Origin of the sequence: Wolbachia endosymbiont of Aedes aegypti (genome assembly GCF_021496215.1) — a bacterium.
Lineage (GTDB): Bacteria > Pseudomonadota > Alphaproteobacteria > Rickettsiales > Anaplasmataceae > Wolbachia > Wolbachia pipientis.
This window is the reverse complement of the sequence record NZ_CP090902.1, coordinates 187479-207257: the sequence shown is the minus strand read 5'-3', so window position 1 is coordinate 207257 and position 19779 is coordinate 187479. Positions and strand designations below refer to the sequence as shown.

Here is a 19779-nt window from a genome sequence, read left to right as displayed (position 1 = left end):
ATGTGTATAGATCATAATGTTGACACTGAGTCTTTATTTAAGTTAGCTGATCAAGAAAATCAGCAAGATAAAGAAAAAATTAAAAAATTTATTAAGTATTTTTATAGTTTTGTTTATAAAAGCGACCTAAAAGCCAATGATAAGTTTTTGCTATATATTGTAAACGATGCTTACAATTTTGTTTCTCAAAAAGAGAAAGATGAAAGTAAGTTAGTAGTAAGCAATATAGATGATATACCAGGAATAGAAGGCGATTTTACCACGATTAAGATAACAAACGATGATATGCCATTTTTGGTTGACTCCGTTATTGCAACTATTAAGTCGCACGATTTAACCATATGCTATTACAGCAACAGCATAATTAACATTAAAAGAAAAGATGGCCTAATAGACGAGATTTACTCTTTGGAAGAAAGCAATGGAGTCAAAGAGTCAGTCATATATGTAATTATCAAAGGTATAAGTGACAGCTTTGTTGATACATTAAAAGAATCTCTACAGAAAACGCTGAAAGCGGTTAATTGCGTTGTGAAAGATTGGCACTTAATGCTCAAGAAACTTGATGAGGCAAGTCTTTCTGTCATCCCAGCTGGGATCCAGGAAAAGGACACGTGGATTCCAGTGTCACGCACTGGAATGACACCAGACCGAAATCAAGAGCAAAAAGATTTTCTAGTTTGGTTAAAGAATAATAACTTCGTATTTCTAGGTTATCAAGAATATATTGCTGGTAAAGATGAAAAACTCGTCTGTGACAGCAAAAAGGACCTTGGCCTGATGAGAGTAGGTCAAAGTACGTTGATTCCTTCTGCAAACCTTGATTCCCTATACATATTGAGATCAGATCTAATCTCAATAGTCCATCGGCATACATACATGAATTGTATAGGAGTAAAAGAATTTGATGACCAGGGTAATGTGGTAAAGGAACGGCGTTTTTTCGGGCTATTTACTTCTGTAGCGGAGGTCCAAGATATTAGAACTATTCCAATAATAAGAGATAAAGTTAAAGTTATAGAAAAAAATGCAGGGTTTGTAACCGGGGGCCACAATAACAAAGCTTTGATTTCTATTTTGCAAGTGTTCTCTTGTGATGAATTATTCCAATCAAATGAAGACGAATTATTTAAAATTTGCATTTCGATCATGTCTCTTGCGATTAGGCCAAGGGTCAGATTATTTTTAAGAAGAGTCGGGGATTTTATTAGTTGCATAGTGCTGATACCGATGCATTATGCTAGCGCTAGGCTAATGTTCAAGATACGTGACATATTGAAGGATGAGACAAGTGCAGGAAGTTCAGATATTTATAACAATCACATTATCAATGAATATGATTTGATGAAATTGCATGTAGTGCTAAAGACCAAAAATGCTAGCGTTCTTGATGATGAAGTTTTGCGTATCGAAAACAAATTAAGAAACATTACAGAAAAGTGGGAAGATCGTTTTATAGACAATTTATACAATACTTTTAGCACTGTTGAGGATATATTCATCCGTTATTGCAAGGCATTTCCAATAAGCTATCAAGAGAGTTTCGAACCTCATGACGCATATTACGATATGAAAAAATTGGAGATAGTGAGGAAGAAAGGAGTTAGCGAGGTCGATTTAAGACTTACTCGTGATAATCTTAATTATCAATTAAAGGTTTATACTCCAAACAATGGAGGCCTTGAATTATCGAAGATATTAAGGATCACTAAGAATTTGGGAGCTAAAATTCTATCTCATAATGGCTATTACATAGAAATTAACGGTGGAATATGGATACACCATTTTGTGTTGTCAAGAGTCGATGAATTAATAGACAACATTACTCTAAAAGAGCAATTTGAAATAACACTTGCGAAAGTGTTTAGCAAGGAAATTAAAAATGACTATTTCAATAGTTTGATCATTATTGCTGGGCTCAAGTGGAAAGAAGTGCTTCTGGTTAGAGCGTTAAGTGCTTACCTAAAGCAGACGTCATTTAACTACAATCCAGAATATATCCAAAAGGTAGTCTCAGAGCATCCAAAAATAGTAAAGTATTTGATACAACTATTTCATGCAAGATTTGATCCTAACATAGACATTGATAGAGCAGAAACTACGGACATTGTCAGAGAAAAAATTGAGGAACTTCTAAAAGAGATCAGCAATGTTTCACATGATTGCGTTTTGCGCTCGATATTTAACTTGATAATGGCTATTTTAAGGACCAGTTATTATCAAGACGATAAACCATATTTATCTACAAAATTTGACTCAAGTAAAATAAATGGTTTACCTGATCCTCGTCCGTATCGTGAATTGTATATTTATTCAAACCTTTTTGAGGGAATACATCTAAGAGGAGGGAAATTAGCCCGTGGTGGCTTAAGGTGGTCGGATAGGACGGAAGATTTTCGCACTGAAGTTTTGGGGCTCATGAAAGCTCAGATGACAAAAAATGCGGTTATTGTCCCTGTTGGTGCAAAGGGTGGGTTTGTAATAAAGCAAGCTTATAAAGATAAGAATATTTTAAGAGAGAAAAGTGTTGAGTGCTATAAGAGTTTTATCAGAGGAATGCTTGATATTACTGATAACGTGGTTGATGGTAAAATAATTCCACCAGGGAATGTGATTAGGTATGATGAAGATGATCCATATCTCGTGGTTGCTGCTGATAAAGGAACTGCTTCATTTTCTGATTATGCCAACCAGATAGCCTCTGAATATAACTTTTGGCTTGGCGATGCATTTGCATCTGGTGGATCAGTAGGTTACGACCATAAGAAAATGGGTATTACAGCAAGAGGTGCATGGATTGCAGCACAGAGGCATTTTTGGAAAATGAATAAGGATATTTACCAGAATGCAACTGTTATTGGAATTGGGGATATGGCTGGCGATCTATTTGGAAACGGTATGCTGCTTTCAAAAAATATACATTTAATCGGCGCATTTAACCATATGCATATTTTTATTGATCCAAATCCTGATGCAGAAAAGAGTTTCACAGAACGTAAACGTCTCTTTAAGTTACCATTTTCAACCTGGATGGATTATAACAAAGATTTGATCTCTCAGGGTGGCAGGGTATTTGAGCGTAGCAGCAAGCAAGTAAATCTTTCTCAAGAAATGAAAAAATGCTTTGACATAACGGAAGATACGTTATCTCCAAGTGATTTGATTAGATATCTACTCAAAGCAGAAGTGGACTTCATATGGAACGGAGGAATCGGCACGTTTGTTAAGGCAAAGAGTGAAAGTCATAGCATGGTCGGTGACAAAGCAAACGATGAATTAAGAGTAAACGGTAAGGATATTAGAGCTTCTATGTTTATAGAGGGTGGAAATCTTGGTTGTACACAGCTTGGGAGAATAGAATATGCTGAAAGAGGTGGATATATCAATGCAGATTTTGTTGATAATTCAGCCGGAGTGATATGTTCGGACCTTGAAGTTAACATTAAGATTGCATTTGTTTCAGCTATGAAAGCAGGGGGTATTTCTTTAGAAAAAAGGAATGAAATACTGGCAAGTATGGTGGATGAAGTTGCATCCAAGGTGCTTGAGAACCACAACAGAATTGAAACAAAAGCATTACTTCTTGAGTGTTTGCAAGCTAAAGAGAGATTGGAGCAGGACCACAGGTTACTGCTCAGTTTAGAAAAATCTGGGCTGTTAAACCGAAGCGTAGAATTTCTTCCAACTGACGAAGAGGTAGCAAGGATGTTAACCGGTGCAGAAGGTTTCAGTTCTCCTCAGCTTTCTATTCTAATATCTTATGCTAGAACAGCAATAAAAAATAAAATTATACATTCCGATCTGCCTGAAAAAGATCTTATATCTAATGACTACTTGCTAGGTTATTTTCCTAAAAAGATGTCAACAGAGTTTAAGGATTTCATATTAAAACACCAACTTCGTAGAGAAATTATCTCCACTTGCATTGCAAATGATGTTGTAAATAGGATGGGCTGTATATTTATTAATAATTTAGTTGAGAATACTGGAATTAAGGTACACGAAGCAGTTAACATATATATCGTTGTTAACCACCTATATGATTTAAATAACCTGTGGCAGAAAATTGATGAATTGGATGGAAAAATTGATATTAACTCATACTTGCAAATAGTGAGAAATGTGCAGAAATTTATTGGCAGAGTATCGTTTTGGTTAGTAAAAAATCTTAGCTTTGTAGAATTGGATGATGTTACAAAATTTAAAGATGCAATTGAAACTTTAGGCCATGATGTTTTAGATGAACACCTGTTAAAGGTCTATAATCATGGATACACTTCTTTAGTGGAACTTAATATAGATAAAGATCTAGCAAAAAAAATTGCTGACCTGTGCGTTCTTACTTATGCACTGGATATTATATCTGTTGCTGAACAGACATCTTTGTCCATTCTTGATGCTGGTAAAATATACTTTGAGTTAAAGTCGCTGTTAAGATTCGATCTGATTAGGACAATTGCCATCAAGATGAAAAGCAGCTCTTCTTATTGGGATCGCAGCTTAGTTAATGATTTATTGGACGATTTAAGCAATTACCATCACAAGCTAGCTGTTAAAGTCATAAAAGCTACTGATAACCCTGAAGATAAGGTTCAAACCTGGGCTTGTAATGATAAGGACTACATAGAACGTTATAATAGTTTTTTAGATGAGATGGTTGCTTCTAAACTTGATTTAAGCAAATTAATATTTATAATCAGAAGGATTAAATTACTTGCTTCATAGGAAAATGTTCAATATAGGTCTTTCAGAAATTTTAGTTGTAGCTTTAGTGAGCATAATTGTTCTTGATAAAAATAAGGTACCTGTATTTATTGATTTTATTAAGACTATATATAGGTATTTTACAATTGTAAGGTTAAAAGCCAGAAGGTTATTGAAGGATGCCGGAATTGAAGACTTATATAAAGAGTGTAATACTGAGAAAGTAAATTACATAGTTGGTAAAAATGGTAAGCTTTATCCTACTTACGATATAGATAATACATCTAAAGATAATGACAGCGAAGATTCTGGTAGTAGATGATGTACTATCTAATGTCAAGCTTTTAGAAGCTCGACTAAAAGCAGAGTACTATACGGTTATCGTAGCTCATGATGGTGAAGAAGCTATAGATTTAGTAGCAAAGCAGCAGCCTGATATTATATTACTTGATATCATGATGCCAAAGATGAATGGCTTTGAAGTTTGTAAGGAGCTAAAGAGTGATCCCTTGACAACCCATATTCCAATAATTATGGTAACTGCGCTGCATGATACTCATGATAGAGTGCAAGGTATTAATGCTGGCGCGGATGATTTTCTGACTAAACCAATAAACGAAACTGCTTTATCTTCACGAATTAAGTCTCTCACACGCTTAAAGATGATTATCGATGAATGGCGTTTGAGAGGAGAAACTAACGCTGAGATTGGTGGAGTCGCAGGAAACAGTATTATGGATTATTCCAATCAGATTTTTGATGCTAACGTACTTGTTATAGATGAGGATGTTCATCAAGCAGAGCAGATATATAATATATTAAAGCAACGCTTTAGGTCAATTAAAATACTGAGTGATCCAATGGAAGCATTGAAGGTTGGTATTGAGAATGGTTACGACCTGATCATTTCTGATATGCAATTTTCAAAAACTGACGGCTTGCGTTTGTGTTCTGAGTTTCGTAGTAAGGTGGAAACACGTTATACACCAATTCTGATTCTTTCTGAGGATTATGATAAAAACAATTTAGTAAAAGCACTTGATGTAGGTGCTAATGATTATTTAACAGTACCTTTGGATGAGGGTGAGCTAATAGCAAGGGTTAATTCGCAAGTAAAACGCAAAAGATATCAAGATGCCTTGAGAATGAATTTATTTAATAATGCGGAAATGTCTATAAAGGACCCATTAACTAACTGTTATAATAGAAGATACTTTGATGCACACTTAAGAAACATTGTTAAGGACTCTGTGGAAAAGGATAGAAGGTTGTCTCTTATGATACTTGATATAGACTATTTTAAGATAGTGAATGACAGTTTTGGGCATAGTGCTGGAGATGAACTTTTAAAGCAAATACAGAAAAGAATTTCTGAAAATATCAGAGTGACAGATTTACTAGCTAGGTTTGGTGGTGAGGAGTTTGTTGTTGTAATGCCAGATACCAATGTATCAGATGCGTATACTATTGCGGAGAGAATACGAAAAATTATTGCTAAAAAACCTTTTATACTTGCGGATAAAAATACAACCCACGATGTAACTGTGAGCATTGGAATTGCAGAAATGCAAGAATCTGACCTTGACAATATTAAAGAATTTATAGTACGTGCCGACAAATATTTATATAAAGCAAAAAACAGTGGTAGAAATAGAGTGGTTACTGGCTATAGCTAAAGTGGCTTAAGTTTGCCGACAACCGTCATTCCGCTACTAGTTAGCGGAATCTATGCTGAGATACCGCGAATGAATCGCGGTATGACGGTTCGCGGCAGCATGACGATAAGGTTTATACCTTGTCATTCCAGTGCTTGACACTGGAATCCAGTTTTCCATATAATCTCATCGAAAACGTTGTAACCACTTTCCATGCTAGTTTGCTTGTTCACAAGCAAACTTTTCTGGATCCCAGTGTCTGGGCACTGGGATGACATCATAGGGGCGCTGGGATGACACCCTGACAACCGTCGTCCCGCTGCTTGTTAGCTGGATCTATGCTAAGAGATACCGTGAATAAATCACGGTATGACGGTTCGCGGTGGCATGACGATAAGTTCGTCATCCCGCTACTTGTTAGCTGGATCTATGCTAAGAGATACCGCGAATGAATCGCGGTATGACGTAGGACTGCTAAGATTAAAGCGACAACATGAGGTTTCTCAGCTCTGGAAATTTCACGTTTAACTGCAAAAATAGATACTTATTTAAAAAATATCCTGTGACTTTCAGTCCTAACTGAAATTCTTGGAATGAGTAGCTGTTTTGTAGGTTATTATTGTATACATCATGTAACATTTGTGGAAAAGGTAGGAGTTTATCTGCATAATAATCTCCTACTTTTTTTGACACTGCTCTACCAGTTTTTGGAGAAATAAATTGTAAATTTTCCTTAACACCTGTTACAGCGCATTTGGATAAGTCTAACTTGAATCCCAATTGCGTAAGAAGCAGAAGCTCTAAGTTAAGATAATGGCTTTGCCAAGACTGATTGTTGTGTTTAATTACATCGATGAAATATCGCAAATTGTCATACAGCATGGCACAGGGTTCACTTTCTGGAAGCACTTTTTCTAAAATAGAGGAGAAAGAAACAATAGTAATGCTTTTTAACCTATCTTGAAAGAAATGATGGAATGGAGATTCGATTAATTCGCACTTTAAAAAACCTAGATTTTCAGGTAACTTAGCACTCCATTCTGCATGTAATAGATTACTTATCTGAAACTTATAATTGCTATTGTTTGTTAGCTTAGTTAATCCCCTGCGCTTTCCATGATTTTTTGTAAACAGAGAAAGAATTAAGTTTTTATCGCCGTATTTTTTAGCAGCTATAATGATGCCTTCATCTTTCCATCTCATTTAGAGTGTATTGACCGTATGATATATAGGATAGTGCACCTAGAGCGTGTAATCCATAAAAATCACTTACTCCGTTACTGTTTGCTTCCAAAGTTTCAAGGCTATGAGAGAGTAAGTTATTGGCTGCCACTCTTCTTCCTGAGCCTGATGCATTTCATACTGAGCTTTTGGTTTGCTAAATAATTGTTTGAATGATTTTAGTAACATTACTTTTCCTCGTCTGAAATTTTGGATAATTCAGCTTCTAATTCTTCTATCGTCGGTAAAGCTGTTTTTATGTTCTCTGGTAGATTTTCAGTTATTCGATATTCTGCTAGCCCTATTGGCTTGTTCATGTCTCGGAGTGTATATTTAGCAAGTACATCGTCTTTAGATTTACATAAGATTAACCCTATAGAAGGTTGATCTGTCGAGTGCTTCAGTAAATCATCAACTGCAGAAAGATAAAAATTCATTTTACCAGCATATTCCGGCTTAAGATCCTTATCTTTTAGTTCAATCACTACGAAGCAACGTAACTTTAAATGATAGAATAATAAATCAATATAAAAGTCTTTATTACCAACATCTAAATGAAATTGTCTACCAACAAATGCAAATCCTTCACCGAGTTCTAACAGAAATTTTTCCATATGCCCTACGAGTCCTTTTTCTACTTCTCTTTCATGAGCATCCTTACCTATACTTAAAAAATCAAAAATATACGGATCTTTTAATGTGTAATGTGCTAGATCGGATTGTGGAGATGGTAATTTTTCTTTAAAATTAGTTATTGCTTTTCCTTGACGTTTATGTAGTCCAAGTTCTATCTGCATCACCATAATGTTACGTGACCAGCCATGTTCAATAGCTTTTTTTACATAAAATAATCTTATTTCATGACTTTCTATTTTTTCCAAAAGAGTGATATTGTGATACCAAGTTAATTGTGCAAGAGGCTCCTGCACAAATTCAACATCAGGATATTCTTCGGCAAACTTACGCATATACTTCAGATTTCTCATGCTAAAGCCTTTCATTTCTGGAAATGTACTTCTCAAATCCTTACTTAATTGATCAATTACCTTAGCTCCCCAGGTATGTTCTTTTTGGCGTTTTAGGATCTCTGTACCAATATGGTGGTAAAGCAAAATAAGCTTACTATTTACTGCAAGTGCTGCTTTATAACGGTTTGTTGCAATATGATCCTTCAATTGCTCTAAAAATTCTGTATATTCTTTTGCTATAATTTTTGTCATACGGTTCCTTTTAATCCATTATACAATTCCTTTGTCTGTCGAGAAGACAATCTTCCGCTTGCCTTCAGCTTTGAAGGGATTCCTTATTGACTTCAAACTCGTCCATCAACTAAAATATATTGACTTTACGTGCAATATTAGAGGTTGTCCGGAAACAAGTAAAAGGCTATAATATCTGAAATTTTAGTACGGGGTAAAGATGAGAAAAAAGTATCCAACAGATCTAAGCGAAAGGGAATGGTCAAGAATAGAAAAACACTTCAGAGTATCATACAAGAAAGGAGGAAGGCCGCCAAAGTATAGCAAAAGAGAAATATTAGAAGCAATTTTCTATGTATTGCGTACAGGGTGTCAATGGCGGTATTTACCAAATGATTTTCCGCTATGGAAGACTGTGTATGAGCAGTTCAGGCAATGGAAGAAGCAGGGAATTTTTGAGAAAATGAATTATGAAATTACAAAATATAGTAGAAGAAAAATAGGAAGGAATGAGCAGCCGAGTGCCTGTATAGTAGATAGTCAATCTGTAAAGACTACAGAAAAGGGGGGATCAAAGGCTATGATGGAAGTAAAAAAGTAAAGGGTAGAAAAAGGCATATAATTACAGACACTCAGGGTTTTATACTAGGTTGTTACGTAGGCGCTGCTAACGAAAATGATAGAGATGGTATTAAAATAGCATTAAACAATATGAGAACAAAATATACTAAAGTTAAAAAAATGTGGGCTGACATGGGATACCAAGGAAGAAATTTAAAGAATCACATAAAGGAAGAATATGACATAGATATTGAAATTGTTAAAAGGCCTCCATGTAGATTTTGGGTGCACAAAGATACGCCACCTGAGCTACTACCAACAAGAGAACAAGGGTTTAAAGTACAGCCAAGAAGATGGGTTGTAGAAAGGACTTTTGCTTGGGTTAATAGGAATAGAAGGCTATCGAAGGAGTATGATTTACTCACAACATCCACTGAGAATTTCATATACCTAGCTATGAGTAGGGTTATGTTAAAGAGGGAATATGCTTGAATTTACTAGTTTCCGGACAACCTCTTAGCTTTAAACCAGTAAAACAAGCTGCTTAACATATGCGTTTTTTCTATTCGAATTATATTCTTTTTTTGTCTTTATGTTGTTTTTTGCTTTTTTCGTTATCTTCAACAAAAGCCCAAACGAATGATACGTTAGCTGTTCCTATACCACAAAGGAAAAAAGAAATAGTTGAGCACACTGTTGTAGCACAACCGAGGCAAATTATCGAAATGCAAGAAGAAGTCATTATTAACGAGGGTAAAGAATTCATTCCAATTCCAAAAAGAAAAAAAAGTGTAGAGAAAAAACTAAGAAGGGATGTTAGAGGGGCAAAAAATGAAATAGGAAACGAAAAAAGCGTTGAGAGCAAAAAGGATGAATTAGTTGTAACAGAAATTATTAACTCTATAAGAGACAAGCTCACAAAATGCTGGAGCATTCCTGAAAGCATAGCTTACAAAGAAAATTTTAATATAAAAATTAACTTATTGTTATCCAGTCAAGGCGAGATAATTATGGCGGATGTAGCAGACAGTGATTCCTATCGAAATAATCCACTTTTCAGGTCGATAGCAGATAATGCAATGCGTGCAGTATATAAATGTAGCCCATTGACCGGCTTGCCTACTCAGCACCACCACATTTGGCGTGAAGTAACACTAGATTTTATTCTATAGCTAAAGTAATTCTATAATTTAATAAGCCCACTGTATCCGTTCAGAATAGCAGCAAGGTAGTATAACCATAGAGTAAAAGTGAGTTTACAACAAATGGTGTCATCCCAGTGCTTGACACTGGGATGGCTTTGTTGCATCGCTACTTATGAAAGGCTAACTATAGTTAGGATTATAAGCAACCTATTGAAAATCTTGTTTTTTTGCAATCAATCTGATCAAATTTAAGAATAGTAATTTGTTATTTATATTAATAAATTTAATTCTATTGAAAATAGCTAAAGCATTGAAATTCTTGAATTTTAGCCGGATTGGTAAATGGTAGTGAAATTTCTTTTACTCAAATTTAGGTATTCATTGACCGTTCTTGTTATAAATACCAGAATAATAAGCTACTGATATTCCCTATCTTTTTTATCTTTAATCCATCATAGCTAGCGATGCAACAAAGCCCACTGGGATCCAGTTTTCTTTACAAATTCACCAAAAGTGCTTCATTCTATAACGCAAAACCCATACTTACCAAACCCAATGCATTACTTGCAATTAAGTTTCCTGGATCCAAGTAGTCTGGGCACTGCCGTCATAAAGGAACTAGTGTCAGCTACTTTCATGACACCCTTCTGGTAGGCCCAAATCGCAATGTTCGTACAGTTATGGAATGAACCGCGGTATGACGTAGGAAGATCTGAGCAAACTTTCAATCAGAAACAGCCAAAGATCTCTCTAAGATGTCAGTTTCTTTTGTATCTTCAACTTTACCGTCCTGGTCGAATGAAATTTGCAGAGACTTACTACTATACTTCCTTTTTCCTAAAAAATTGGCTTGTTTAATTTTATATGAGACATAGTACCAAACATTGTCATCGAACTTTGATACTAATGTTGGTGATCCTAAAGTGTGAACCACTTTTTCTTTATCGTCACCTACTTTTATCTTGCTCCACAATTCAACACTAATGCCAGGAGCTCCGTGATTGTGAATAGTGTGAGTGCAGCTCACTGTAAATAATAAAATAAAAGATATTAATACTCGCATTTCTGTTGATAAATTACTTGAAGCTATAATACACTAATAAATTATCTGCCGTCAAATTTCAAAAAAGTTAAATTGACTGATTCTCAATATCACTTAATATAATATTTACTTTAGAAAATAATAGGTGTCTTATGTCATTGTTAGAAGCAGATCCAATATACAAACCTTTTAATTACCCTTGGGCGTATGATGCGTGGCTGCAGCAACAAAGAATCCATTGGATACCTGAAGAAGTTCCGCTCGCTGATGACGTGAAGGATTGGAAAACTAAACTTTCAAGTGTAGAAAAAAATCTACTAACCCAGATCTTTAGATTTTTTACTCAGGCAGACATTGAAGTAAATAACTGCTACATGAGGCATTATTCAAATATATTTAAGCCAACAGAAATATGCATGATGCTTGCAAGCTTTTCCAATATGGAAACCATACACATTGCAGCTTATTCTTATCTTTTAGACACAATTGGCATGCCAGAAAGTGAGTATCAAGCATTTTTAAAGTATGATGCTATGAGAAAGAAATATGAATATATGTTGGAATTCGAGGAAAGCAAAAAACACGATAAAAAACATGTAGCTAAAACTCTAGCAGTGTTTGGTGCATTCACTGAAGGGTTGCAGTTATTTGCATCATTTGCAATTTTGCTCAATTTCCAACGTTTTGGAAAAATGAAAGGAATGGGGCAGATAATCGCCTGGTCAGCCCGTGATGAAACTTTGCACACCAATTCAATTATCATGTTATTTAATACATTTATTAAAGAGAATAATGAAATTTGGGACAACGAGTTTAAAGAGGAATTATATTCTGCATGTCGCACCATCGTTGAACTTGAGGACGAATTCATAAAGCTTGCCTTTGATTTAGGAGATGTTGAAGGACTATCCGCAGAAGAAGTGCGCAATTACATACGCTACGTAGCAAACAGACGGTTAATGCAATTAGGTCTTGAGTCCATATATGATGTCAATGATAATCCTATTCCGTGGCTTGATGAAATACTAAATGGCGTTGAACATACGAATTTCTTTGAAAATAGAGTAACAGAGTATAGCCGCGCAGCAACTCAAGGCACGTGGGAAGAAGCTTTTACTGAAAATGACACGAATAATAAGTGAATGCTAATTTCACTCTTTTTTGTCATTCCACTTTCATTACACCATTTGCTGTGCAGTTTAGACAGTTTTGCTTTACTTAACAACTAACTTACCATATATATGTCCATAGGACATTGGTATATAAGAACGTGCTACAACTATTAATCTTACTCACGGTCATCACTTCAGCTGCATTCTTTGGTCATTTAGTTCCAATGGAAGTAAAAACCTTCTTGTACTCAACGAGCCTTAGTATAAAAGAGGTTTTGCTATTTATAATGCCTTTTATTATTTTTGCGTTAATCTTTAGCAGTGTTAACAATCTTAAGCAGTCAGCTATAAAGTTCATATTGTTACTTATTATAATGATCTTCTTATCGAATCTGGCTTCAAGTTTAATAGCTTATTCTGTTGGGCATTTTATCATACAAAACACTTATTCAATACAAGATATAACGTATGAAGAAACAATTGTTCCCTTATGGTCGTTTAGACTGCCTGCATTGCTTTCTAATTTTTATGCCCTTGCTTGTGGATTTGTGTCCAGCATAGTAGTGTCCACACTGCTACCCAAAAAAAGCAGAGAGCTTTCGAACAAAATGTTAGATTTAACTCTCTTTATTTTGAAGACGTTTTTGACGCCGATTATTCCAATATTTGTACTTGGGCTTGCTTTAAAAATGCAGCATGATCAAGTTTTATCTATAATATTTAAGGATTACTCAATAATTTTCATTATTATAGCATCTGCAACCTACCTTTATGTTTTCCTCTTATATGGAGCAGCAAATTCATTCAAGATCACAAGCTGGATAGCTAGTATAGGCAATATGATACCGGCATTTATTACTGCAATGAGCACAATGTCTAGTAATGCAACTATGCCGCTTACTCTTGAAGGAAGCAAAAAAAATGTAAAGCAACCTGACATAGCATCGTCTGTTGTGCCAATAACTGCTAGCTTTCATTTAGTAGGTGATTGCTTTTTTATTATAATATTATCAATGATAATTGCCTCCGGTTATTCATTGTGCACAACAGACTATGTAACTTTCCTTCTCTATTTTTTGTTATTTAAGTTTGCTATCGTGGCAGTTCCGGCAGGAGGAATTATGGTAATGCTACCTATTCTTGAGAAATACCTCAAATTTTCTCCAGAAATGCTTTCATTAATCACAGCACTGTATATAGTGTTTGATCCAATAATCACTTCAGCAAACGTTATGGGTAATGGTGCCTTTGCTATAATGTTTACAAAACTCTATGATAAGCTTAAGTAATGTCTATTTTAGCGATTGATACTGTAGGTATTGGTAGTTCAATAGCAATAGTTGATTATGATGGTAACTGTTTTGTAGAGCACAATTCCGCCAGCAACAATCATGCAGAATCATTTTTTCAAATTCTGAATACTTTGTTTGATAAGCACAACTATAATTATGATAAAATAGATCATTTAGTGGTAGTAGTTGGACCAGGAAGTTTCACTGGAATTAGAGTTGGTATATCAGCTGCACAAGGTATAAATCTTGCTACAAATAAGCCATTATACGGAGTTAGTGCGCTGGAAGTTCAAGCCTACGCAATATCTTTGCTTTGTACGAATAACAAAAAAAATATCAGAGCTATAGTCAAAAATGCTCAAGGGTTTTATACGCAGTTATTTGATTTCAATTTATTGCCACTATCTGCACCTGGATCCCAGTGTCACGCTACAAGCAGTACACATATGGATTGCAATTTAAATGCTAGCCATGCAGGGCTATTAGTCCGTTATAGATTAGAGAACAAGCAAAAATTAAATGAAGTTGAAGCTCTATATTTAAATGAGCCTCAGTATATGAAATCATTATAGACTATTCTTTCGCGTACATGCAATGTTACTAAGCTTGTGCATCTGGTTTACTATCTCTTGAGCTACTTCTTTTATACTCATATCTGAATTTTCTATCTCTATGGCACTTGGTGGTATAAATAAATCGTCAGTCCTAAATTTCTCTACAATGCTATTTAGATTAATCACCTTCCTATTTTTTCTTTGCCTTTTTAATGCAATACGCTTTTGTAATGTCGGTAGATCACACCTAAGTACCACAGGAAGGATTTCTGTGTTCATTTTTTTACTAAGCCTTACTATTGAATCATACATCCTCATGTTCTGGTCATTATTTTCCATCAACTCATCAATAAATATGTAATTTTTTGAGTGAATCGGATAATTTTCTATTACCTGAAGCATAATTTGCATAATGCCATATATTCTATCTTGAACTTCTTTAGGTATTTGATCACGTTCAAAGACACCATCGTATATAGAGCAAGCTTGAACATTGTTATAGAACTTACTATTTACAATTAATGCGTTTATCATATTAGATAATTCTATTGCTGTGGAAAGTTTACCACTTCCCGAAAGACCAGAGGGATATATGAAAAATCCTGCTGGCTGTTTTTTTGTGTTAATATTTACCATATTATTTTCAATCTTGAAACTTACATTTATAATAACATAAAAATGAAGCTTTAAAACATATGAAATATTATATAGAAAATTACTTTTGTAGTTAAGATATTATGTAATTTAAAAACATAAATTCTGTATATAAACTCTATAATAACGATAACTATTTTTAAGCAAGCTACAACACAAAAGTGTTTGGTATTCAGAAAGCAAGACAGAGTGGCATAGACTTATTAGTTTACTACAAGTCTCTTTTCGCGTATAAACCTTCAGAAGATTCTAACAGAGGATTGTGTTGTTAACAAAGAGCAGAGTAAAAAGGGATCTAGTCTATGCCTATCAGATTTTGTCCTACCTTAAGTTCGATGATCATACATATACTCACCTTTCAGTGCGTTCTGAAGATCAAAAGTCGTTTTATATTTATCCGTTTGGTATGCGTTTTGATGAAGTAGATGAACGTTCGTTAATGAAAGTATCATTTGATGGAGATGTAATTGAAGGCAAAGAATATCAATATAATAGAACTGGCTATATAATTCATGGTTTTGTTTATCAAGCAAGGAAAGATATCCAAGCAATTTTTCACTTGCATACACCTTCTATTGTAGCGGCTTCTTCTCTCAAAGATGGGCTGCTTCCTATAAGTCAATGGGCACTGCACTTTTACAATAAAATCTCTTACCATAATTATAATTCCCTAGCACTTAGCGATACAGAAGGAAAGAGGTTAATAGCTGATCTGAAAGAAAATTTTGTCATGTTAATGCGTAATCATGGATCTATAACGTGTGGTCGGACTATACAAGAAGCAATGTTTTACTCGTATCATTTAGAACAAGCGTGCAAAACTCAATGTTTAACGTTAGCAATGAATAAGGAGTTATCAATTCCAAGTGAAGAAATTTGCTCAAAAGCTGTAAAGGATCTCCTATCTTTTGAAAGCAATCTTGGTGAGAGGGATTGGCACGCATGGGTTAGACTAATTAAAAGTAAGTTGTAAGAGACTTTCGCACTACTATCTGTCATCCAAGTAGTGACCTTACCCAGAAAAAGTAGAGAGAAAGTTAAGACGTTTTTGGAGTAAAATAAAACGTTTTTTCAAAATATGACAAATAGAAGAGAATATACAGCAGAATTCAAATTAGAAGCTGTTAAGCTGGTTAAAGAAACAGGTCAAGCAAGTACAAAAATAGCAAAAGATCTAGGTATAGATGGTAGTATGTTAAGTAAGAAAATATGATGGAAAAATGTCTGGAGCATACGCATTTCCAGGCAAAGGCTCCTTATGACAAAGAAAGATTTGATCTAAAAAAAGAGCTAATAAGAGAAAGAGACATCTTAAAAAAAGCCCTGGGCAAAGAAAAAGAGTAAAGTATTCTTTTATATAGAAATTGCTATAAAACACAGGAACTATGTAGGGTTTTATACTGGTGGTATGGGTTGCTAAGGAAAAAAGCAGTAAAGAATTAGCAAAAGAAGGGCTTCTAGCAGATATTCAAAAAATACATCAAGCTTCTAAATGCAGATATGGAGCCCCTAAAATTCACGCTGAATTAAAAGCTTTAGGCAAAAATTAAAACAGTACAAAGTGTTATGCAAGAAAATGGCATTAAAGCCAAGTTTAGACGAAGGTTCAAAAATAAAAAACAGCAAATAAGCAACCGAGTTGTGGCTCCGAACACATTGGATCAAAATTTTACTACTGATCAGCCAAATAAAGTTTGGGATTACCTACATAAAAACTAAAGAAGGTTGTTGGCGGCAATAATTGACCTATATTCACGCATGGTGGTTAATGAGTAACATGATAATTAGTTATAGATTCTTTATTGATGGCCGTTGATAAACGCAAACCCGATAAAAATCTGCTGTTACATAGCGATCAAGGGTCACAGTATACCTCTCAAAATTACCAATTTCTATTGAATACAAAAAACATCATTTCCAGCATGAGCCATAAGGGCTGTTGTTACGATAACTCTGTTGCAGAAAAGTTCACTTAAAAGGGAGCTGCTTATTGATACTTCTCGCTCAACAAACCAGAACTGCCATATTTGAATACATAGAAATCTTTTATAACAAATAACGTAGACATTCTACTATTAACTATTGCATTCCTGCACAATTTATTCTCATGATAAAAACGTCTTAACTTTCTCTCTACTTTTTCTGGGTAAGGTCAATTTGGGTCTGCACCATTTTTGAGTAATAGTTTTACTTCTTGTGCATTACCATCTTCTACAGCTAGGAATAATTGTTCTTCCTGTGTTTTTACGCGTGTTTCCACATTAGATATAAAAAATAACAATACTAAACATGCAATACCAATAATGCTAATATATTTTATAACTTTTCTCATAAGATATTTTACAATGCTTCTAATAATATTAGATATCATCTATAAAATTAAAAAATCCATGAAAGGGGATGAAAATATATAAAAAAGTATTATTGATTAATTAAAAACAGATTTTGATTTAATAATACTAATAAAATCGATTTATCTTAAATTTACGTTGATTTTTACCTGTTATTTTTTGTAGTTTATCCAACGTAAATTCCAGGTAAAACAAAGTCGTTATCTCCAACCGTTACAACCAACTCTCCTTCTTTAATTTTTATTTGATTAGGTGTATGGTCCCATACCATCACACTCTGGGATCATACACCTAAAGTACTCCGACACTGGGATGACACCCCGGGGTTTCTGGGATGACAAAAAAGAGCCCCCTGAGCAAAAATCTTATAGCCACTTGAATGATAATTGACTTTTTGCCTAAAATAACTAAGAAAGAAACTTCTCATCAAGATAACTTAAATATATACTAATTCTCTTATTTTTAAACGATTTCTCATCATGAATTGCACGATCAAAAACCTGAATTTGACTTGTTATAATGCTACAATTATTATTTGCAACTTCTAATACGCCACTATCAATTACAACCTTCTTTTCTGTTTGGTTACTCATTTTAACAGTAATCATACCAGGCAATAAATAAATTAAGTAAGGAGCATGGTGAGCTAAAATCATAAGCTCCCCTTCGAGCCCAGTTACTGAAAGAGAAACCACTCCACTGAATGAAATTTGATCATCAGGAGAGAAAAATTGCACTTTAAAAGTATTCATAATCTTTAACTTTTATTTAGCTTCAGCTTGTATTAATTCAGCCTTTTTTATTGCTTCATCTATATTCCCCACCATATAAAAAGCAGCCTCTGGTAAGTGATCATATTTGCCTTCAACAATCCCTTTAAAACTGGAAACAGTATCAGAAAGTGAAACAAATTTACCAGGCATGCCAGTAAATATTTCTGCAACGTGAAAAGGTTGAGAAAGAAATTTCTGAATCTTCCGAGCCCTATCAACAATAATTTTATCTTCATCAGATAGCTCATCCATACCAAGTATTGCGATAATATCTTGCAGTGATTTATAAGTTTGCAATATACGTTTCACCTCAGAAGCTACATTATAATGTTCTTCACCAATGATTTCAGCAGATAAAGACTGAGAAGTTGAATCAAGTGGATCAACAGCAGGGTATATTCCCATTTCAGCTATTTGCCTTGACAACACTGTGGTTGCATCAAGGTGAGAGAATGTAGTTGCTGGGGCTGGATCAGTCAAATCGTCCGCAGGAACATATATAGCTTGCACAGAAGTAATAGAGCCAGAAGTTGTTGAAGCTATTCTTTCTTGCATTGCACCCATATCAGTTGCAAGGGTTGGCTGATAACCAACAGCTGACGGTATTCTTCCAAGTAAAGCAGAAATTTCAGAACCAGCTTGTGTAAATCTAAAGATATTATCCACAAAAAATAGAACATCTTGGTTTTCACGGTCACGAAAATACTCTGCCATAGTAAGTGCTGTTAAAGCAACTCTAGCCCTTGCTCCAGGAGGCTCATTCATCTGACCATAAACCAAAACAGCTTGAGATTTTTCATGCTCATTTATATTTATTACATTTGAAGTGATCATCTCGTGATAAAGATCGTTACCTTCACGCGTTCTCTCCCCTACCCCGGCAAACACAGAAAATCCTTTATGAGCTTTTGCTATATTATTAATTAATTCCATTATTAGGACTGTTTTACCAACACCGGCTCCACCAAATAAGCCAATTTTTCCTCCTTTAAGATAAGGTGCAAGAAGATCTATAACTTTTATTCCCGTAACTAAAACTTCTTCCTGTATTCTCTGTTCAGTAAAACTTGGAGGTGCTCTGTGTATAGGCTCTAAGTTATACTTTCCCTTCAGTGGACCACACTCATCTATAAGCTCTCCAACAACATTAAAAATCCTTCCTAAAGTTGAACGCCCAATTGGCACCGATATTGGTGCACCTGTATCAACAAATTCATCCCCCCTTGACATGCCATCTGTGCTATCCATAGCAATACAACGAACTATATTGTCACCTATATGCTGCGAAACTTCTAAAACCAGCTCCTTATCCTTATATTTTAGTTTGCTTTTTAAAGCATTAAATATTTTAGGCAATTCACCTTCAAATTTTATATCAACAACTGCTTGAGTTACCTTAATCGCTCTACCTATATTCATCTCTTTATTTTTATCACCTAACACTATAATTCCATAAAAGAACTTCTAAAGAAAATAAATTTTATATTATTAATAGAAATTTTGCAACATTAAAACG

At 34.6% G+C, this 19779-nt stretch carries 20 protein-coding genes and 1 pseudogene; 12 read left to right on the top strand and 9 right to left on the bottom strand.

Annotation, left to right across the window (positions count from 1 at the left end):
• From L0Z58_RS01085 to L0Z58_RS01075, 3 genes are read left to right on the top strand one after another with little or no spacing between them, the layout of a single operon-like run.
• Complete coding sequence (locus L0Z58_RS01085; protein WP_010962443.1) at positions 1 to 4725, top strand: NAD-glutamate dehydrogenase; 4725 nt, start codon at positions 1 to 3, stop codon at positions 4723 to 4725.
• A gap of 4 nt (positions 4726 to 4729) precedes the next feature.
• Positions 4730 to 5026: a Sec-independent protein translocase subunit TatB gene (gene tatB / locus L0Z58_RS01080; protein ID WP_010082258.1), complete on the top strand. Its 297-nt coding sequence runs from the start codon at positions 4730 to 4732 to the stop codon at positions 5024 to 5026.
• Positions 4998 to 6380, top strand: coding sequence for a PleD family two-component system response regulator (locus L0Z58_RS01075; RefSeq protein WP_010962441.1), 1383 nt, complete (start codon positions 4998 to 5000; stop codon positions 6378 to 6380). The genes tatB and L0Z58_RS01075 overlap by 29 nt, the downstream gene beginning before the upstream one ends.
• 122 nt (positions 6381 to 6502) lie before the next feature.
• Here L0Z58_RS01075 and L0Z58_RS01070 read toward each other — a convergent pair whose 3' ends face one another.
• From L0Z58_RS01070 to L0Z58_RS01055, 4 genes are all read right to left on the bottom strand, one after another.
• Entirely contained in the window at positions 6503 to 6667 is a 165-nt protein-coding gene (locus L0Z58_RS01070) for a hypothetical protein (RefSeq protein ID WP_010962440.1), read from the bottom strand.
• 172 nt (positions 6668 to 6839) lie between these two features.
• The gene (gene recO / locus L0Z58_RS01065; protein ID WP_010962439.1) at positions 6840 to 7562 is read right to left on the bottom strand and encodes a DNA repair protein RecO; all 723 of its coding nucleotides are present in this window, start codon (positions 7560 to 7562) and stop codon (positions 6840 to 6842) included.
• Entirely contained in the window at positions 7546 to 7692 is a 147-nt protein-coding gene (locus L0Z58_RS01060) for a hypothetical protein (RefSeq protein ID WP_007548499.1), read from the bottom strand. The genes recO and L0Z58_RS01060 overlap by 17 nt, the downstream gene beginning before the upstream one ends.
• A gap of 76 nt (positions 7693 to 7768) precedes the next feature.
• The gene (locus L0Z58_RS01055) at positions 7769 to 8800 is read right to left on the bottom strand and encodes a PDDEXK nuclease domain-containing protein (RefSeq protein ID WP_010962438.1); all 1032 of its coding nucleotides are present in this window, start codon (positions 8798 to 8800) and stop codon (positions 7769 to 7771) included.
• A gap of 199 nt (positions 8801 to 8999) precedes the next feature.
• On the opposite strand from L0Z58_RS01055, the gene L0Z58_RS01050 reads away from it, so the two are divergent.
• The 4 genes from L0Z58_RS01050 to L0Z58_RS06585 all read left to right on the top strand — a co-directional run bounded on the left by L0Z58_RS01050 (position 9000) and on the right by L0Z58_RS06585 (position 11078).
• Positions 9000 to 9832, top strand: a protein-coding gene (locus tag L0Z58_RS01050) for an IS5-like element ISWpi1 family transposase (protein WP_099606204.1) whose coding sequence is annotated in 2 segments (ribosomal slippage) — positions 9000 to 9369 and positions 9369 to 9832 — 834 coding nt in all. Because the reading frame shifts where the segments join, the coding sequence is not laid out codon by codon here.
• Positions 9833 to 9891: 59 nt separating this feature from the next.
• Positions 9892 to 10512, top strand: coding sequence for a hypothetical protein (locus L0Z58_RS01045; RefSeq protein ID WP_022626225.1), 621 nt, complete (start codon positions 9892 to 9894; stop codon positions 10510 to 10512).
• Between the two features lie 78 nt (positions 10513 to 10590).
• The gene (locus L0Z58_RS01040; protein WP_155975170.1) at positions 10591 to 10737 is read left to right on the top strand and encodes a hypothetical protein; all 147 of its coding nucleotides are present in this window, start codon (positions 10591 to 10593) and stop codon (positions 10735 to 10737) included.
• 212 nt (positions 10738 to 10949) lie between these two features.
• On the top strand, positions 10950 to 11078 hold the full coding sequence (locus L0Z58_RS06585; RefSeq protein ID WP_255325705.1) for a hypothetical protein: 129 nt from the start codon (positions 10950 to 10952) through the stop codon (positions 11076 to 11078).
• Positions 11079 to 11209: 131 nt separating this feature from the next.
• On the opposite strand, the gene L0Z58_RS01035 is transcribed toward L0Z58_RS06585, so the two are convergent.
• On the bottom strand, positions 11210 to 11548 hold the full coding sequence (locus tag L0Z58_RS01035; RefSeq protein ID WP_006279908.1) for an outer membrane protein assembly factor BamE: 339 nt from the start codon (positions 11546 to 11548) through the stop codon (positions 11210 to 11212).
• Between the two features lie 131 nt (positions 11549 to 11679).
• On the opposite strand from L0Z58_RS01035, the gene L0Z58_RS01030 reads away from it, so the two are divergent.
• The 3 genes from L0Z58_RS01030 (at position 11680) to tsaB (ending at position 14503) form a co-directional block, all read left to right on the top strand.
• A complete protein-coding gene (locus L0Z58_RS01030) occupies positions 11680 to 12669 on the top strand; it encodes a ribonucleotide-diphosphate reductase subunit beta (RefSeq protein WP_006280119.1) in 990 nt (329 codons plus the stop codon).
• A 128-nt stretch (positions 12670 to 12797) separates the two neighbouring features.
• The gene (locus tag L0Z58_RS01025) at positions 12798 to 13928 is read left to right on the top strand and encodes a cation:dicarboxylate symporter family transporter (RefSeq protein ID WP_006280118.1); all 1131 of its coding nucleotides are present in this window, start codon (positions 12798 to 12800) and stop codon (positions 13926 to 13928) included.
• Positions 13928 to 14503: a tRNA (adenosine(37)-N6)-threonylcarbamoyltransferase complex dimerization subunit type 1 TsaB gene (tsaB, locus tag L0Z58_RS01020; protein WP_010962437.1), complete on the top strand. Its 576-nt coding sequence runs from the start codon at positions 13928 to 13930 to the stop codon at positions 14501 to 14503. Before L0Z58_RS01025 ends, tsaB begins: the two co-directional genes overlap by 1 nt.
• On the opposite strand, the gene L0Z58_RS01015 is transcribed toward tsaB, so the two are convergent.
• Positions 14498 to 15121 (bottom strand): DEAD/DEAH box helicase family protein, encoded by a 624-nt coding sequence (locus tag L0Z58_RS01015; protein ID WP_010962436.1) that lies wholly within the window; start codon positions 15119 to 15121, stop codon positions 14498 to 14500. The genes tsaB and L0Z58_RS01015 overlap by 6 nt on opposite strands.
• Positions 15122 to 15401: 280 nt before the next feature.
• Here L0Z58_RS01015 and L0Z58_RS01010 point away from each other — a divergent pair, with 280 nt between their 5' ends.
• Positions 15402 to 16112, top strand: coding sequence for a class II aldolase/adducin family protein (locus tag L0Z58_RS01010; protein ID WP_010962435.1), 711 nt, complete (start codon positions 15402 to 15404; stop codon positions 16110 to 16112).
• A gap of 105 nt (positions 16113 to 16217) precedes the next feature.
• A pseudogene (locus tag L0Z58_RS06975) lies at positions 16218 to 17198 on the top strand (IS3 family transposase).
• 93 nt (positions 17199 to 17291) lie between these two features.
• On the opposite strand, the gene L0Z58_RS00990 reads toward L0Z58_RS06975, so the two are convergent.
• The 3 genes from L0Z58_RS00990 to atpD form a co-directional block, all read right to left on the bottom strand.
• Complete coding sequence (locus L0Z58_RS00990) at positions 17292 to 17510, bottom strand: ankyrin repeat domain-containing protein (protein WP_010962434.1); 219 nt, start codon at positions 17508 to 17510, stop codon at positions 17292 to 17294.
• 387 nt (positions 17511 to 17897) lie between these two features.
• On the bottom strand, positions 17898 to 18242 hold the full coding sequence (locus tag L0Z58_RS00985) for a F0F1 ATP synthase subunit epsilon (protein ID WP_006279902.1): 345 nt from the start codon (positions 18240 to 18242) through the stop codon (positions 17898 to 17900).
• A gap of 12 nt (positions 18243 to 18254) precedes the next feature.
• The gene (atpD, locus tag L0Z58_RS00980; protein ID WP_010962432.1) at positions 18255 to 19682 is read right to left on the bottom strand and encodes a F0F1 ATP synthase subunit beta; all 1428 of its coding nucleotides are present in this window, start codon (positions 19680 to 19682) and stop codon (positions 18255 to 18257) included.
• Positions 19683 to 19779: the final 97 nt, after the last annotated feature.